Annotated in this window: 15 protein-coding genes; 8 read left to right on the top strand and 7 right to left on the bottom strand. The window is 71.9% G+C overall.

What is annotated here, in order from left to right; translation table 11 throughout:
- Window positions 1-91: 91 nt before the first annotated feature.
- Genes D7I47_RS09000 through D7I47_RS08990 form a run of 3 tightly spaced genes read left to right on the top strand, consistent with a single transcriptional unit; the run spans window position 92 to window position 2,761 of the window.
- Window positions 92-1,234 carry a 3-oxoacyl-[acyl-carrier-protein] synthase III C-terminal domain-containing protein gene (locus tag D7I47_RS09000; RefSeq protein ID WP_120762728.1) on the top strand — a complete coding sequence of 381 codons (1,143 nt, stop codon included), beginning with the start codon at window positions 92-94 and terminating at the stop codon, window positions 1,232-1,234.
- Complete coding sequence (locus D7I47_RS08995) at window positions 1,231-1,908, top strand: iron-containing redox enzyme family protein (RefSeq protein WP_120762727.1); 678 nt, start codon at window positions 1,231-1,233, stop codon at window positions 1,906-1,908. The genes D7I47_RS09000 and D7I47_RS08995 overlap by 4 nt, the downstream gene beginning before the upstream one ends.
- A 1-nt stretch (window position 1,909) precedes the next feature.
- On the top strand, window positions 1,910-2,761 hold the full coding sequence (locus D7I47_RS08990) for a DUF6999 family protein (protein ID WP_120762726.1): 852 nt from the start codon (window positions 1,910-1,912) through the stop codon (window positions 2,759-2,761).
- 33 nt (window positions 2,762-2,794) lie between these two features.
- Here D7I47_RS08990 and D7I47_RS08985 read toward each other — a convergent pair whose 3' ends face one another.
- Together D7I47_RS08985 and D7I47_RS08980 are read right to left on the bottom strand one after the other, a co-directional pair.
- On the bottom strand, window positions 2,795-4,243 hold the full coding sequence (locus D7I47_RS08985; protein ID WP_120762725.1) for a cytochrome b: 1,449 nt from the start codon (window positions 4,241-4,243) through the stop codon (window positions 2,795-2,797).
- Window positions 4,244-4,266: 23 nt separating this feature from the next.
- Window positions 4,267-4,713: a hypothetical protein gene (locus D7I47_RS08980; protein WP_227000558.1), complete on the bottom strand. Its 447-nt coding sequence runs from the start codon at window positions 4,711-4,713 to the stop codon at window positions 4,267-4,269.
- 127 nt (window positions 4,714-4,840) lie between these two features.
- On the opposite strand from D7I47_RS08980, the gene D7I47_RS08975 reads away from it, so the two are divergent.
- The 3 genes from D7I47_RS08975 to D7I47_RS08965 all read left to right on the top strand — a co-directional run bounded on the left by D7I47_RS08975 (window position 4,841) and on the right by D7I47_RS08965 (window position 7,772).
- Entirely contained in the window at window positions 4,841-5,548 is a 708-nt protein-coding gene (locus D7I47_RS08975; RefSeq protein WP_120763888.1) for an aquaporin, read from the top strand.
- 87 nt (window positions 5,549-5,635) lie between these two features.
- Window positions 5,636-7,105 (top strand): sensor histidine kinase, encoded by a 1,470-nt coding sequence (locus D7I47_RS08970; RefSeq protein WP_120762724.1) that lies wholly within the window; start codon window positions 5,636-5,638, stop codon window positions 7,103-7,105.
- Window positions 7,083-7,772, top strand: a complete 690-nt coding sequence (locus D7I47_RS08965; RefSeq protein ID WP_120762723.1) for a response regulator transcription factor — start codon at window positions 7,083-7,085, stop codon at window positions 7,770-7,772. Before D7I47_RS08970 ends, D7I47_RS08965 begins: the two co-directional genes overlap by 23 nt.
- Before the next feature lie 24 nt (window positions 7,773-7,796).
- Here D7I47_RS08965 and D7I47_RS08960 read toward each other — a convergent pair whose 3' ends face one another.
- Together D7I47_RS08960 and D7I47_RS08955 are read right to left on the bottom strand one after the other, a co-directional pair.
- Complete coding sequence (locus D7I47_RS08960; protein WP_120762722.1) at window positions 7,797-8,423, bottom strand: hypothetical protein; 627 nt, start codon at window positions 8,421-8,423, stop codon at window positions 7,797-7,799.
- 110 nt (window positions 8,424-8,533) lie between these two features.
- Entirely contained in the window at window positions 8,534-9,529 is a 996-nt protein-coding gene (locus D7I47_RS08955; protein WP_120762721.1) for a stage II sporulation protein M, read from the bottom strand.
- A gap of 17 nt (window positions 9,530-9,546) precedes the next feature.
- On the opposite strand from D7I47_RS08955, the gene D7I47_RS08950 reads away from it, so the two are divergent.
- Window positions 9,547-10,389 carry an RDD family protein gene (locus tag D7I47_RS08950; protein WP_120762720.1) on the top strand — a complete coding sequence of 281 codons (843 nt, stop codon included), beginning with the start codon at window positions 9,547-9,549 and terminating at the stop codon, window positions 10,387-10,389.
- 73 nt (window positions 10,390-10,462) lie between these two features.
- Here D7I47_RS08950 and ahcY read toward each other — a convergent pair whose 3' ends face one another.
- The 3 genes from ahcY to D7I47_RS08935 are packed head-to-tail and all read right to left on the bottom strand — an operon-like array spanning window position 10,463 to window position 13,608.
- A complete protein-coding gene (ahcY, locus tag D7I47_RS08945) occupies window positions 10,463-11,947 on the bottom strand; it encodes an adenosylhomocysteinase (RefSeq protein WP_120762719.1) in 1,485 nt (494 codons plus the stop codon).
- 29 nt (window positions 11,948-11,976) lie between these two features.
- Complete coding sequence (locus D7I47_RS08940; protein ID WP_120762718.1) at window positions 11,977-13,389, bottom strand: phosphomannomutase/phosphoglucomutase; 1,413 nt, start codon at window positions 13,387-13,389, stop codon at window positions 11,977-11,979.
- Between the two features lie 3 nt (window positions 13,390-13,392).
- Entirely contained in the window at window positions 13,393-13,608 is a 216-nt protein-coding gene (locus tag D7I47_RS08935) for a DUF3499 family protein (RefSeq protein WP_120762717.1), read from the bottom strand.
- A 44-nt stretch (window positions 13,609-13,652) separates the two neighbouring features.
- On the opposite strand from D7I47_RS08935, the gene D7I47_RS08930 reads away from it, so the two are divergent.
- Window positions 13,653-14,087, top strand: a complete 435-nt coding sequence (locus D7I47_RS08930; RefSeq protein ID WP_120762716.1) for a metallopeptidase family protein — start codon at window positions 13,653-13,655, stop codon at window positions 14,085-14,087.

Here is a 14,087-nt window from a genome sequence, read left to right as displayed (position 1 = left end):
GTCTCGCCTCGGGTCGCCGGCTGGGGCGAGTCTACGCCGCCGTCGACCGTGCATTCCCCGGCCGCGCTGAGGCATCCTCTAGGGTCGTCGCATGGCGGCGACGGCACAGGCGTACCTCACCGGCTTCGGCAGCCACCTCCCCGGAGAGCCGGTCGACAACGACGGCATCGTGGCGCGCCTCGGCGGCGACGACCCCGTCACCGAGCGCATCCGGCGCCTCATCCTCGAGCAGAACGGCATCCGGCAGCGCCACTACGCGCTCGACGAGCACGGCGAGCCGACCGCGCTCAACGAGGAGCTCGCGGTGAAGGCGCTGCAGGCGGCATTCGCCGACCGCGGGATCGGCCCGTCCGACATCCGGATGCTCGCGACCGCCACGACGATGGGCGACGTGCTCGTGCCGGGCTTCGCCTCGATGGTGCACGGGCGCCTCGGAGGCGGGCCCATGCAGCTGCTGAGCGCCTCCGGGGTGTGCGCGTCGAGCCTCGCGGCGCTCGACGCGGCGGTCGCGAAGATCCGGCTCGGCGACCACCCGCGGGCCGCCGTCGTGGGCTCCGAGCTGCCGAGCCGCAGCCTCCGGCAGCGCCGCTACGACGGCATCCGGGCCGGGATGGACGCGCACTTCCTGCGCTGGATGCTGTCCGACGGCGCGGGCGCGGTGGTCGTCGAGTTCCAGCCGCACCCGTCCAAGCCCTCGCTGCGCGTCGACTGGGTGCGGCACGTGTCGCTCGCGCACGAGCACCCGGTGTGCATGCGCGCGGGCATGACGGGCGACGCGACCTCCGTCGGCGGCACCTGGCAGGACCTCGCGATCGCCGACGCGGATGCCGCGGGCATGTTCCTGCTGCGGCAGGACGTCTCGATGCTCGACGATCTCGCCGACTCGGGCATCGCGCAGTTCGAGGAGCTCGTCGACACCGGCCTCGTCGACGTCAAGCACCTCGACCACGTCATCTGCCACTACAGCACCAACGTGTTCCGCGACGTCGCCTTCGAGGCGCTCCGCCGTCGCGTGCCCACCCTCGACACCGACCGCTGGTTCTCGAACCTCGAAACGCGCGGCAACACCGGCTCGGCGAGCATCTTCATCGCCCTCGAGGAGGCCTGGCGCACGGGCCGCTTCGCGCCGGGCGAGTCGGTGCTGCTCGCCGTGCCCGAGTCGGGCCGCTTCTCGTTCGCCTTCGCCCACCTGACCGTCGTCGCACCACCGAACACGCAAGGAGCACCCTCATGACCCTCACCGACACCGCCGTCACCGCGACCCTGCCCGAGCGTCTCGCCGCCGTCTGGGAGGAGCTCGAGGAGCACCTCGCCCGGGTGCCCGTGCTGCAGCGTCTCGAAGCGGGCACGGTGACCATCGAGGACTACCGGCGGCTGCTCTTCAACCTGCGCCAGCAGGTGGTCGACGGCTCGCCGTGGATCTCGCGCGCCGGCTCGAACTTCGACATCGCGCACTTCGAGCTGCGGTCCGCCGCGATCCACCACGCCGAGGAGGAGCACCGCGACTTCCTCATGATCGAACGCGACTACGTCGCGGTCGGCGGCACCCTCGACGAACTGCGCGCGGGCCGCAAGAACCTCGGCTCGGAGGCGCTCTCGGGCTACATGTTCACCTACGCCGACCGCCCGAACCCGACCGGACTGCTCGGCGCGATGTTCATCATCGAGGGTCTCGGCGCGAAGCGCGCCGCGCAGTGGGCCTCCCGCTTCCAGGAGGTGCTGGGACTCGCCGACAACCAGGTGCACTTCATGCGCTACCACGAGCAGGCCGACGCCGGGCACACGGGCGACATGGACGCCATCCTGACGTCGGGCCTCCTGTCGGAGGAGGACGCCGACGAGGTCGTGCGCTGCGCCCAGGTGGTGGCGCGCCTCTACGCGCTGCAGCTCGAGGAACTGGATCGCTGAGGTGCCGGAGTTCGTCCGCTCCGACCCGAGCATGTGGGAGGCGGTGTACGCCGACCCCTCGGTGCCGCTCGACCGCGCGCTCGTGCGGCAGATCATCGACGACCAGCGGCGGCTGTCGCGGCGCTGGCTCTACCCGATCGCGCGGGTGATCTCGCGCGTGCTCGTCGGCATCATCTCGGTGTTCAAGCGCGTGCTGCCGTTCCGGTGGATGCCGCTGTCGATGATGGACTTCCTGTGCGTCTGGTTCCTGCGGCGCTTCGTGTCGCCGGATGCCGTGGACCTGCTGATCCGGCACTTCGTCGTCGAGACGAACCTCGTGAACTTCATCATCCGCAACACCAACGTGCCGATGGAGCCCGTGACGCTGCGGCCGGTGGCGCTCTCCGGCCTCGGCGACAACGCCGTCGTCGAGCACGACGTCAACGTCTACGACGTGCTCATCGCGCTCGACGGGGTGCCGCTCGTCCCCCACGCCACGCTCGACTTCGCCCAGCTCGACATCCCGCCGCTCGACGCCGAACGGCAGCGACGGCGCCTCATGCGCCTCGACATCCAGACGGCGCTGTGCTTCATGAACATCCCGTTCTCGATGGCGCTCACCGTCGAGGAGTACCGCCGCGCGGTGCACTCCATCCGCTTCGACGACTCGTTCCTCGAGATCCTCGCGCTCATCTGCGACGACGACACCTTCCGGCACTGGAAGATCGGCGGGCTCAGCCTCTGGATGGACTCCAACGTCGACGTGCCGCGCATGGTCTACCGCCACGCGCTCGTCTGCGAGTACGCGCACGCCCGCCTCGTGAAACTCGCCGGCGGCGAGTACCCGCGGGATACGGCGGTCGAGTTCGACTGACGGGCGGCTGTCACGCGACGCGGGTGACCCCGTTCACCGGCGGAGGGCGGGCCTCGCGGAGCCGCCGGGCACGCGCCAGAGCTCGTCCGGACCACCGCCGGCATGCTCCTCCACGTACTCGCCCCCCGGGAGCCGCACGATGACGCCCGTCTCGTGGCCGTGCTCGACGATGTCGAGGTCCTTGCGCTGCAGGCCGAGGCACAATCGCTGCACGACGGCGAAGGCGACGGCCGGGCCGAGCACGAGCAGCACCTGGAAGCCGACGAGCACTCCCTCGAGCGACAGGCGCAGGAGCACGGCGAGGTGATCCGCCGCCGCGGCCGCCCAGAGCGTGCCGATGAAGGCGATCCCCGCGGCACCGAGGGCGGTGCGGTTCGCCGCGTTCCGCGGGCGCTGGAGGTCGAGGTGCGGCGACCGGTCGCGCGTGGCCCAGGACTCGAGGAACGGGTACAGCAGCACGATCAGGATGAAGATCCCGACGACGGCGAGCGGCACGAGGACCGCGAGCGTCCAGGTTCCCCCCAGCCACTCGACCTCCCACCCGGGCGGGACGAGCCGCAGCGCGCCGTCGAGGAAGCCGGTGTACCAGTCGGGCTGGCTGCCCGCTCCCGCGCTCGCGGGGTCGGACGGTCCGTTGGTCCCGACATCGCCGACGGTCGCCGTGGCGCCGATCAGCAGGATGAGCCCCGTGACGATCGCCCCGAGACCGAGCGCGCGGATGCCCGCGTTCGGCCAGGTGGGTTCGCGCACCACGGGACGGTCGGGCGGCTCGGGGAGGCTCGGCGGTTCGTCGCGGAGCACCAGGATGGTCCGCCACACGAGCACGACGAGGAGGAGCACCGGCAGCACGACGATGTGCAGGGGCGCGAGCCGTTCGATCGCCTCCCCCGGGAACCCGCCCCCGAAGAGCAGAGCGGAGATCCAGGTGCCGACGACCGGGATGCCGAGCGCGACGCCCTGGGTGATGCGCAGGCCGGTCCCGGCCAGCAGGTCGTCGGGGAGCGCGTAGCCGCTCCATCCGGTCGCGAGGGCGAGGAGCAGCACGAGCACGAGCAGCACCCAGCCTCCGCGACGCGGCCGCCGGAACCCTCCGGTGAAGAAGAGGATCGCGAGCTGGATGCAGAGGGCCGCGGGAAGGGCGAGCGCCGCCCAGTGGTGCACCTGCCGCAGCAGCAGCCCGCCGGGGATGTCGTAGCTGAGCCGCATGACGGAATCGAACGCCTCCGACACCTCGACCCCCTGCAGCGGGGCGTAGGAACCGTGGTAGCTCGTGCGGTCACCGGATGCCGAGTAGAAGACGGTGAGGATCGCCCCGCTGACGAAGAGCACGACGACGAGCGCGGGGGGTACGACGCCGAACCAGTGGGTCCAGTGGCGCGGAACGGCGCGCTCGCGCAGCCAGGCGACGATCGCGGCGGCCACGGCCCCCGGCTTCGAGCCGACGAGCAGCATGTGGAGCCGATCGGTGATCCTGCGAGGCATCCGAATCCTCTTTCCTCTCGCCCTCAGACCCGGTTCCCGTGGCGGAGCAGCTCGGGGTGCAGGCGCACCCACACGACGCTGATGAGCCGGCCGACGAAGTCGACGCAGACCAGGGCCGAGGGCCGGCCGTCGTCGCTGAGCAGCAGCCCGGCCTGGCCGTTCACGGAACGCGCGACGACGCGACGACCCCGGTGGGAACCCAAGCCGTGCACGAGCGCGCTCGCCGCGCCCCCGCGTCCCATGACGACCCTCGGGGCGACCGCTCCCGCCTCCGCCGACTCGATGACGACGGCGACGTTCGGCGCGAGCAGCTCCTGCAACCGGCCGACATCGCGCGACTCGGCCGCGAGGCGAAGGCGCCGCACCATCCGGTAGTGCACCGGACGCGCGATCCACTCCCACACGATCGCCCACGGGGAGATCGTCCCCAGGTCGATCGACTCCCGGGTGGCGCTCAACATCTCGGTCATGCGGTCCCTCCTCGACAGATAGGACCCCGCAGAACCCGCGGATGTGACACGTGGCGCGGAGAGCCCGATCCGCGCGCGCACGAGGCTAGCCTGGGAGGGTCCGACCGCCACGAAAGGAATGGACACCATGGCCGACTCCTCCGCCCCCGCATCCCTGGTTCGACGTCTCATCGCCGAGACGTTCGGAACCTACGTCCTCGTCTTCGGCGTCATCGGCGCCGCGCTGTTCTTCGCGCCCGACAACGGCGCCCTCCCGGTGGCGCTCGCCGTCGGCCTCGCGGTGCTCACCGCGGCCTACGCGGTCGGCTCCATCTCGGGCGGCCACTTCAACCCGGCCGTCACGCTCGGTGCCGCCGCCGCGGGCCGCGCGAGCTGGACCGACGTGCTGCCCTACTGGATCGCGCAGATCGTCGGCGGTCTGCTCGCCACGCTCACCTTCGGGCTGTTCGGCGTGCTGAGCGGCAAGACCCTCGACTTCGGCGCCGTCTCCAACGGCTACGACGCCCACTCGCCCCTCGGCTTCAGCCTCGGATCGGTGCTCGTCGCCGAGATCGTCGCCACCGCGGTGTTCGTGCTCATCATCCTCGGCGTCACCGCCGCCGGCTCGACGACGGCGGGCTTCGCCCCGCTGGCGATCGGCCTCTCGCTGACCATGGTGCACCTCGTGATGATCCCGATCAGCAACTCCTCGGTGAACCCCGCCCGCTCGATCGCGACGGCGGTGCTCGGCGGCCCCGACGCGCTCGCGCAGCTGTGGGTGTTCCTCGTGGCCCCGCTCGTCGGCGGCCTGCTCGCGGGCGTCGTCTACCGTCCGCTGTTCGGCGGCCGGAAGTAGCCCCCGCCCCGCAGCGGGCGGCTTGATGACAGCTTTCTCACGTGGGGCGACCGTCCCCCGTGCCTCGCCGACGGCGATAATCGGGGGATGGCTGCACCATGGCGGGAGGCGACGCGCTCCGCGCGTTTCCGCATCCTCGCCTCGATGCTGCTGGTCGCCGCGCTCGGGATGACCGCGGCCGGATTCGCGGCCTACCTCATCCAGCGCGAGCGGGTGCTCTCCCAGATCGACGACCGCCTCACCGCGACCGTCACGGGCCTGCAGTGCATCGCCGACGGCTGCGACCTCGACGAGGGCGAGACGCCGCCCGCCACGGTGCTCGACTTCCTCGGCGACGCCATGACGCGCGTGCTGCCCGACCACAACGAGTCGACCCTCGGCATCGTCGACGGCGCCGCGCGCCTGCGGCCGTCGAGCGGCATCCTGTTCCGCCTCGACGACGACCCCGACTTCGTCGCGCGCGTCGTCGCCGAGGCCGACCCGGATGCCGTGGTGCGGGGCACCGCCGAGACGAGCCTCGGCACCCTGCGCTACGTCGTCATCCCCGTCTCGATCCAGGACGACCCCGCGCAGGGCCTCTACGTCTCCGCCTACGACCTCGACGCCGAGCTCGCCGAGATCACCGAGGCGTTCCGCACCTACGCCTGGGTCGCGGCGGGCGCGCTGCTGCTCGTCGGGCTCGTCGGCTGGTTCGTGTCGGGACGGCTGCTGCGGCCGCTGCGCCTGCTGCGCCAGACCGCGGCCGGCATCGGCGAGCACGACCTCGACGCCCGCATCCCCGCGACCGGCACCGACGACGTCTCCGAGCTCACCCGCACCTTCAACGCCATGCTCGACCGCCTGCAGCGCTCCTTCGACGCCCAGCGCCGGCTGCTCGACGACGTGAGCCACGAGCTGCGCACGCCCATCACGATCGTGCGCGGCCACCTCGAGCTGCTCGACGTCGACGCCCCCGCCGACGTCGACGCGACGCGCGAGCTCGCGATCGACGAGCTCGACCGCATGAACATGCTCGTCGACGACATCGCCCTGCTCGTCAAGACGAGCCAGCCCGGATTCCTGCGGCTCGAGCCGGTCGACGTCGCCGAGCTCACCGAGCAGGTGCTCGCGAAGGCGCGGGCGCTGAGCCCGGACCACGAGTGGGCAGCCGCCGGGTCGGCGCACGTCGTCGCCGAACTCGACCCGGCCCGGATCACCCAGGCGTGGCTGCAGCTGGCCGAGAACGCCGCCAAGTACTCCCCCGCCGGCACGACGATCTCCCTCGGCAGCGTCGTCACCGCGGGGGGTCGCGTGCTCGAGCTGTGGGTGCGCGACCACGGCCCCGGCATCCCCCAGGACCGCCTCGACTGGATCTTCGACCGCTTCTCGCGTGTGGAGGTGGGGCGCGGCGTCGAAGGGTCCGGGCTCGGCCTCTCGATCGTCACGGCGATCGCCGCGGCGCACGGCGGGCGCGCCTACGCCCGCAACCCCACGGGAGGCGGCGCGCGCGTGGCGATCGCGGTGGACCTCGCCGACCCCGAGAAGGAGGAGACGGATGCCGCGCATCCTGGTCGCTGAAGACGAGACCCGCATCGCGTCGTTCGTCGAGAAGGGCCTCAAGGCCGCCGGGTACGGCGTCGAGACCGTCGCCGACGGCGTCGACGCGCTGACCCTCGCGCGCAGCGGCGAGTTCGACCTGCTGCTGCTCGACCTCGGGCTGCCGGGGCTCGACGGCCTCGAGGTGCTGCGTCGGCTGCGGGCCGACGCCGACGCGCTGCCCGTCATCATCCTCACGGCACGCGATTCGGCATCCGACACGGTCGCCGGCTTCGAAGGCGGTGCGAACGACTACGTCGCCAAGCCGTTCCGCTTCGACGAGCTGCTCGCCCGGGTGCGCGTGCGGCTGCAGGACGCCCGACACCAGGCGGCCCCCGCCGAGCAGACCCTCGCGTGCGGCCGGGTGACCCTCGACCTGCGCACCCGGCGCATCACCTCCGAGGCGGGCACCTTCGACCTGTCGGCGCGCGAGTACGGGCTCGCCGAGGAGTTCCTGCGCAACCCCGAGCAGGTGCTCAGCCGCGAGCAGCTGCTGAGCCGGGTGTGGGGCCTCGACTTCGACCCGGGCTCGAACGTCGTCGACGTCTACGTGCGCTACCTGCGCAAGAAGATCGGCCCCGACCATCTCAAGACGGTGCGGGGCATGGGGTACCGCTTCACGGGCGAGGCCGGCCCCACCTCTCGGTGAGACCGGCCTCGCGTGCGGTCGGTGTCAGTGACGGCCGCCGTGGCCCCCGCCACGTCCGCCGCCCTGACCACCCCAACCGCTGTGACCGCGGTCCCCACCACGGTCGGACCGGCTGCGGTCACCGCCCTTGTCGGAACGGTCGCCGTCCTTCCAGCTGTGATCCTTGTCGGCGCCCGACCCGGTGGCGGGATCCGTGGAGTCCTCGCCCTTCTTGTCGGACCAGTTGTCCCACTTCCCGGTGTCGTCACCCGCGACGGCGCTGTCGTCCTTCGTGCCGTCGTGCCAGCCCTTGCCGCAGTCCTTGCCCGAGTGGTCCTTGTCCTTGCCCGGCAGCACCACGGGGTCGGACGGGTCGACCTCGTCGACGTCGCCGCTGCCCTGATCGGCCGTTCCGTCGTCGTCCGACGGCTCCTCGGTGGCGGGGTCGGTGGGCTCCGCGGTGGGCTCCTCCTCGGCGCCCTCCGTGCCGAGCGTCGTCGAGTCGGCGACCTCGGTCGTGCTCGACTCGACGGTGCTGACGCCCGAGACGTCGAGCGTCGTGCCCGCCTGCTCCGCCACATCGAGGGCGGATGCGTAGCCGACGCCTCCCACGAGAGCCGTGACGCCGAGGGCGCAGCTCGCCGCGAGGGCGAAGATTCCGGTGCGCTTCATGATGGAAGCCTCCCTTTCGATCGCTCCCCAGCCTGGTCACGCGGCATGAGAGGGGCGAACGGCTTTCATGAGAGCCCTGTCATCTGGCGGCTGCGCCGCCCCGTCGGCGCTCAGACGGAGACGATGCGCCGCGAACCGGTCTCGAACTCGTCGAGGTCGCCCGTCTCCCCCGCCCGCGCGGCGCGGCCGCCCACAACCCACTGGTAGACGAGGAAGGCGGCGAGCGCGACCGTGCCGATGCCGATCTTGATCGGCCACGGCCAGTCCTGCCGGGTGACGAAGCCCTCGATGATGCCCGAGACGAGCAGCGCCACCACGAGCCCCACCACGATCGTGAAGAACGCGCGGCCGTCCTGGGCGAGCGCCTGGGCGCGCGTCCGGGCGCCCGGTGCGATCCACGCCCAGAAGATCATGAGGCCGGCCGCCGCCGCGACGAAGATCGCGTAGAGCTCGAGCTGGCCGTGCGGCGAGATGTAGAGGAAGAACTGGTCGAGCCGGTCGTAGCGGTTCATGACGGCGGCCGAGATGCCGAGCGACTGCGCGTTGCCGAAGACGACGTAGGGCACCCACACGCCGAGGATGCCGAACATGATGCACTGGGCGGCGATCCAGGCGTTGTTGGTCCACACCTGCGCGGCGAACCCGGCCTCGGAGTAGGCCGAGTAGTAGCCGACGAAGTCCTCCTCGGCGTAGTGCTGGAGGTCGCTCGGCAGGCCGAGGGCGGCGAAGGCACGCGCATCCGTCGAGAGCCAGACGAAGTAGCCGGCGGCGATGAGCACCGTCGCGAGGGCGACCGCGAGCGTCAACCAGCGCACCCGGTAGAGCGCGGCGGGCAGCTGCACGGCCGCGAAGACGGTCAGCGAGCGCAGCGGGTTGCGCCGCACGCCCGTGAACGCGAGTCGCGCACGCCACAACGCGAGCGAGAGGTGCTCGCCCTGCGCCGAGCCGCCGATCGTGGTGCGGATCGCCGAGAGCTGCGCGGCACCGGTCTGGTAGCGGTCGATGAGCTCGTCGGCCTCCGCCCCGTCGAGGCTGCGCGAGCGGGCCAGGCGGGCGAGCCGATCCCACTCCGCACCGTGGGCGGCAGCGTAGGCGTCGAGGTCCATCTGCTTGAATGATACGCATGGCCGCGGACCCCGACGCCGACTGGGTCGACACTCTCGACGACGACGACGCGCTCCTCACCGGCGAGGCGGTCTCGCTCGATCTGCGGCCCGCCGGCTTCGCCCTCCGCGCGGGCGGCGCGGCGGTCGACGTGCTCGTCTCGTTCGTGGCGTTCATCGCCCTGGTGCTGGCGTTCTTCACCCCCGCGGGCGCCCTGCAGCTGGAGGCCGCCTGGGCCGGGGTCTTCACGATCACGAGCCTCGTGCTCGCCTTCGTCGTGCTGCCGTGCCTCGTCGAGACCCTCAGCCACGGCAAGTCGCTGGGACGCCTCGCGACGGGCTCGCGCATCGTGCGCGACGACGGCGGAGCCGCCGGGTTCCGGCACGCGGCGATCCGCGCACTCGTGGGGGTCGTCGACTTCCTCTTCACCCTCGGCGGCCTCGCCGCGCTCGTGGGGCTGCTCTCCCCCCGCTCGAAGCGGCTCGGCGACCACCTCGCCGGCACCTACGCGCAGTACGAGCGCGCGCCGCGGGTCGCGACCCCGGTGTTCGGGATGCCGCTGCCGCTGCTCGAGTGGGCGAGCGTCGCCGACGTCGCCCGGATGCCGGACCCGCTGGCCCGGCGGATCGCGATGTTCCTGGCATCCACCCGCGAGCTCGACCCGCAGCGCCGCGGCTTCCTCGCCCAGCAGCTCGCCTTCGAGGCCTCGCAGTTCGTCGCGCCGCTGCCCGCGGTCGACCCGGAGCTGTTCCTCGCGGGCGTGACGGTCGCCCGCCGCGACCGCGAGGCCCGCGCCCTGCAGCTGGAGGCCGAGCGCCTCGCGCGCCTCGAGCCCGTGCTGAGCGCCGACCCGCGCCCCTGACGCCGTCCCCGAAAGTACGTGCTTTTGGGGCGACACGCCGCTCAGGCGGCCCAAAAGCACGTACTTTCGCGGATCAGTAGCGGTAGTGGTCCACCTTGTAGGGGCCCTCGACGGGAACCCCGATGTAGGCGGCCTGCTCGGGGGTGAGCTCGGTGAGCTCGACGCCGAGCGAGGCGAGGTGCAGGCGCGCGACCTTCTCGTCGAGGATCTTCGGCAGCACGTACACGCGATCCTCATAGGCGGCCCGGTTCACCCACAGCTCGAGCTGGGCGAGCACCTGGTTGCTGAACGAGTTGCTCATCACGAAGCTCGGGTGCCCGGTCGCGTTGCCGAGGTTCATGAGGCGCCCCTCCGAGAGCACGAGCACGCTGCGTCCGTTCGGCAGCCGCCACTCGTGCACCTGCGGCTTGATCTCGACCTTGACCGCGCCCGGCAGCGACTCGAGGCCCGCCATGTCGATCTCGTTGTCGAAGTGGCCGACGTTCGCGATCACGGCCTGGTGCTTGAGCTTCAGGATCTGGTCGATCGTCACGACGTCCTTGTTGCCCGTCGTCGTGATGACGAAGTCGACCTGGTCGATCACGGAGTCGAGCCGCGCCACCTGGTAGCCGTCCATGGCGGCCTGAAGCGCGTTGATGGGGTCGATCTCCGAGACGATGACGCGCGCGCCCTGGCCGCGGAGTGCCTCCGCCGAGCCCTTGCCGACATCCCCGTAGCCGCACACGAAGGCGACCTTGCCGCCCATGAGCACGTCGGTGGCGCGGTTGAGGCCGTCGGGCAGGGAGTGGCGGATGCCGTACTTGTTGTCGAACTTGGACTTGGTGACCGAGTCGTTGACGTTGATGGCGGGGAAGAGCAGGCGCCCGTCGCGGTGCAGCTCGTAGAGGCGGTGCACGCCGGTCGTGGTCTCCTCGGTGACGCCCTGGATGTCGGCCGCGATGCGGGTCCAGCGCTGCGGGTCGTCCGCGAGCGAGGCGCGCAGGGTGTCGAGCACGACACTCCACTCGTGGCTCGCGTCCTCGGGGGTGGCGGGCACGGCGCCCGCGAGCTCGTACTCGCGACCGGTGTGCACGAGCAGGGTCGCGTCGCCGCCATCGTCGAGGATGAGGTTCGGGCCGGTCCAGTCGGCGCCGACCGCGGCGGCCTCGGCCGACCAGTCGAAGATGCGGCTGGTGGCCCACCAGTACTCCTCGAGGGTCTCGCCCTTCCAGGCGAACACCGGAACGCCCGCGGGGGATGCGGCGGTGCCGGTCGGGCCGACCGCGACGGCGGCGGCCGCGTCGTCCTGGGTGGAGAAGATGTTGCAGCTGGCCCAGCGCACCTGGGCGCCGAGGGCCACGAGGGTCTCGATGAGCACCGCGGTCTGCACGGTCATGTGCAGCGATCCGGCGATGCGGGCGCCCGCGAGGGGCTGCGCCTCCCCGTACTCCGCACGCAGGGCCATGAGGCCCGGCATCTCGTTCTCGGCGAGGCGGATCTGGTGGCGACCGGCCTCGGCGAGGGCGATGTCGGCGACCTTGAACGGCAGACCGGTGGAGACGGGGGTGGAGATGCTCATCCCCCCATTGTCGCAGGGATGCGGCGAGACTACGCGCGGATGAGGGCGAGCACCTCGTCGCGGACGATCGCCATCTGCTCGGCGGTGTCGGCCTCGACGTTGAGCCGCAGCAGCGGCTCGGTGTTCGAGGGCCGCACGTTGAACCACCAGAAGCCCCGCTCGGGGTGCCCGGTGACGGTCAGGCCGTCGAGCTCGTCGAAGTCGCCGCGGCGGGCGAAGGCCTCGACGATCCGGGTGTAGGCGGCGGGCACGTCCTCGACGACCGAGTTGATCTCGCCCGAGAGCGCGTAGGGGTCGTACGCGGAGGCGAACGCCGAGAGGGGCGCATCCTGACCGCCGAACTCGGCGAGCAGGTGCATCGCCGCGAGCATGCCGTTGTCGGCACCCCAGAAGTCGCGGAAGTAGTAGTGCGCCGAGTGCTCGCCGCCGAACACGGCGTCCGTCTCGCGCATGCGGTCCTTGATGAGCGAGTGGCCCACGTTGGTGCGCACCGGGATGGCGCCGGCGGCCGTGATCGACTCCGGCACGAAGCGCGAGGTGATGAGGTTGTGGATGACGAAGACGTCGCCCGTCTCCCCCGCGGCCCGCACGCGCGCCACCTCGCGCCGCGCCACGATCGCGGCGACGGCGCTCGGGGTGACGGGGGCGCCGGTCTCGTCGACGACGAAGCAGCGGTCGGCGTCGCCGTCGAAGGCGAGCCCGAGGTCCGCGCCGTGCGCGACGACCGCCCGCTGCAGGTCGACGAGGTTCTCGGGCTCGAGCGGGTTCGCCTCGTGGTTGGGGAAGGTGCCGTCGAGCTCGAAATACAGCGGGATGATCTCGAGCGGCAGTTCGGGCAGCCCCGCCGCGGTGCCGAGCACGGCGGGCACGGTCATGCCGCCCATGCCGTTGCCGGCATCCACGACCACGCGCAGCGGACGGATGCCGGAGAGGTCGACGAGGGAGCGCAGGTGGGCCGCGTAGTCGGCGAGCACGTCGCGCACGACGACGCCACCCGGCTGCTCGACGCTCGGCACGCCGCCCGAGGCGAGGTACGCCTGGGCGCGGTCGCGGATCGCGGCGAGACCCGTGCCGAGCGAGATGCCCTGGGCCCCCGCCCGGCTGAACTTGATGCCGTTGTAGCTGGCCGGGTTGTGGCTCGCCGTGAACATGGCGGCGGGGGCGTCGAGGAAGCCCGAGGCGAAGTAGGTCTCGTCGGTCGAGCACAGGCCGATGCTCACGACCTCGGCACCGCGGGCCGAGGCGCCGCGCGCGAAGGCGGCCGCGAACTCCGGGCTCGAGTCGCGCATGTCGTGCCCGACGATGACGGGAGAGCCCGCCGCGCCGAGCTCGTCGACGAAGCCCGCCGCGAGCGCCTCGACGACCTCCGGAGTCAGCTGGGAGCCGACGAGGCCCCGCACGTCGTAGGCCTTGACGAATGCGGTCAGATCAGGGGTGCTCACGCCTCATGACTGTAGTTCACCCACGGTCACGTGCCGCACGATGTTCCAGCCCTGCGGCGCCGAGAGGCGTTCCGCATGCACCACGCACAGGTCGTAGCTGTGCGGTTCGCGGCGTCCCGCGAGCGGTCCGAGCACGGCCATCGCATCCGCGTAGTCGTAGGTGAGCGTGGCGACGGCCTCCCGGCCGCAGGCCACCTTGCTGCACGGTCGCACGCTCATCGAGCCGAGCCTAGCGCGCGCCCGCCCGCGCCTAGACTGACGACATGCCCCGATCCACGCGTCGCATCTCGGCCAGGACGGGCTACCGCGACCGCCACGGCCGCGGCATCCGCTCGGCCGTGACGGGGCCGCACCTGCCGATGCTGCGCACCCGGCTCGACTTCTTCGACGCCTGCGTCGCCTCGGCGGTCGAGTACCTGCGGGCGCTGTGGCCCGAGGAGCTCGCGACGGTGCGCTTCGACATCGCCGCCTCGCCCCCCGGGGAGCCGGGGGCGGACGGCGTGGACCGCTGGCGGGTGGATGCGCGACGCCGCCGCGTCGTGCTGTACCGGATCCCCATCCAGCGCCTCGCCCACCTGCACCGCGACGACGACTGGCACCGGCGCTCCTACATCGAGAGCTGCGTGTTCCGTGCCGTGGCGGAGCTGCTCGGCAAGGACCCGTGGGACATCGCGCCGGAGCGCTACCGGCACTTCTGA

Source organism: Protaetiibacter intestinalis, from assembly GCF_003627075.1.
Taxonomy (GTDB): Bacteria; Actinomycetota; Actinomycetes; order Actinomycetales; family Microbacteriaceae; genus Homoserinibacter; species Homoserinibacter intestinalis.
The sequence above is the reverse complement of the archived record's forward strand: the minus strand, read 5'-3'. Positions and strand labels throughout refer to the sequence as shown.

Excerpts from the sequence above, each read along its gene's own strand:
- D7I47_RS09000 (WP_120762728.1), top strand. The coding sequence starts at position 92 with ATGGCGGCGACGGCACAGGCGTACCTCACCGGCTTCGGCAGCCACCTC.
- D7I47_RS08995 (WP_120762727.1), top strand. The coding sequence starts at position 1,231 with ATGACCCTCACCGACACCGCCGTCACCGCGACCCTGCCCGAGCGTCTC.
- D7I47_RS08985 (WP_120762725.1), bottom strand. The coding sequence starts at position 4,243 with ATGCCTCGCAGGATCACCGATCGGCTCCACATGCTGCTCGTCGGCTCG.
- D7I47_RS08980 (WP_227000558.1), bottom strand. The coding sequence starts at position 4,713 with ATGACCGAGATGTTGAGCGCCACCCGGGAGTCGATCGACCTGGGGACG.
- D7I47_RS08975 (WP_120763888.1), top strand. The coding sequence starts at position 4,841 with ATGGCCGACTCCTCCGCCCCCGCATCCCTGGTTCGACGTCTCATCGCC.
- D7I47_RS08970 (WP_120762724.1), top strand. The coding sequence starts at position 5,636 with ATGGCTGCACCATGGCGGGAGGCGACGCGCTCCGCGCGTTTCCGCATC.
- D7I47_RS08965 (WP_120762723.1), top strand. The coding sequence starts at position 7,083 with ATGCCGCGCATCCTGGTCGCTGAAGACGAGACCCGCATCGCGTCGTTC.
- D7I47_RS08960 (WP_120762722.1), bottom strand. The coding sequence starts at position 8,423 with ATGAAGCGCACCGGAATCTTCGCCCTCGCGGCGAGCTGCGCCCTCGGC.
- D7I47_RS08955 (WP_120762721.1), bottom strand. The coding sequence starts at position 9,529 with ATGGACCTCGACGCCTACGCTGCCGCCCACGGTGCGGAGTGGGATCGG.
- D7I47_RS08950 (WP_120762720.1), top strand. The coding sequence starts at position 9,547 with ATGGCCGCGGACCCCGACGCCGACTGGGTCGACACTCTCGACGACGAC.
- ahcY (WP_120762719.1), bottom strand. The coding sequence starts at position 11,947 with ATGAGCATCTCCACCCCCGTCTCCACCGGTCTGCCGTTCAAGGTCGCC.
- D7I47_RS08935 (WP_120762717.1), bottom strand. The coding sequence starts at position 13,608 with ATGAGCGTGCGACCGTGCAGCAAGGTGGCCTGCGGCCGGGAGGCCGTC.
- D7I47_RS08930 (WP_120762716.1), top strand. The coding sequence starts at position 13,653 with ATGCCCCGATCCACGCGTCGCATCTCGGCCAGGACGGGCTACCGCGAC.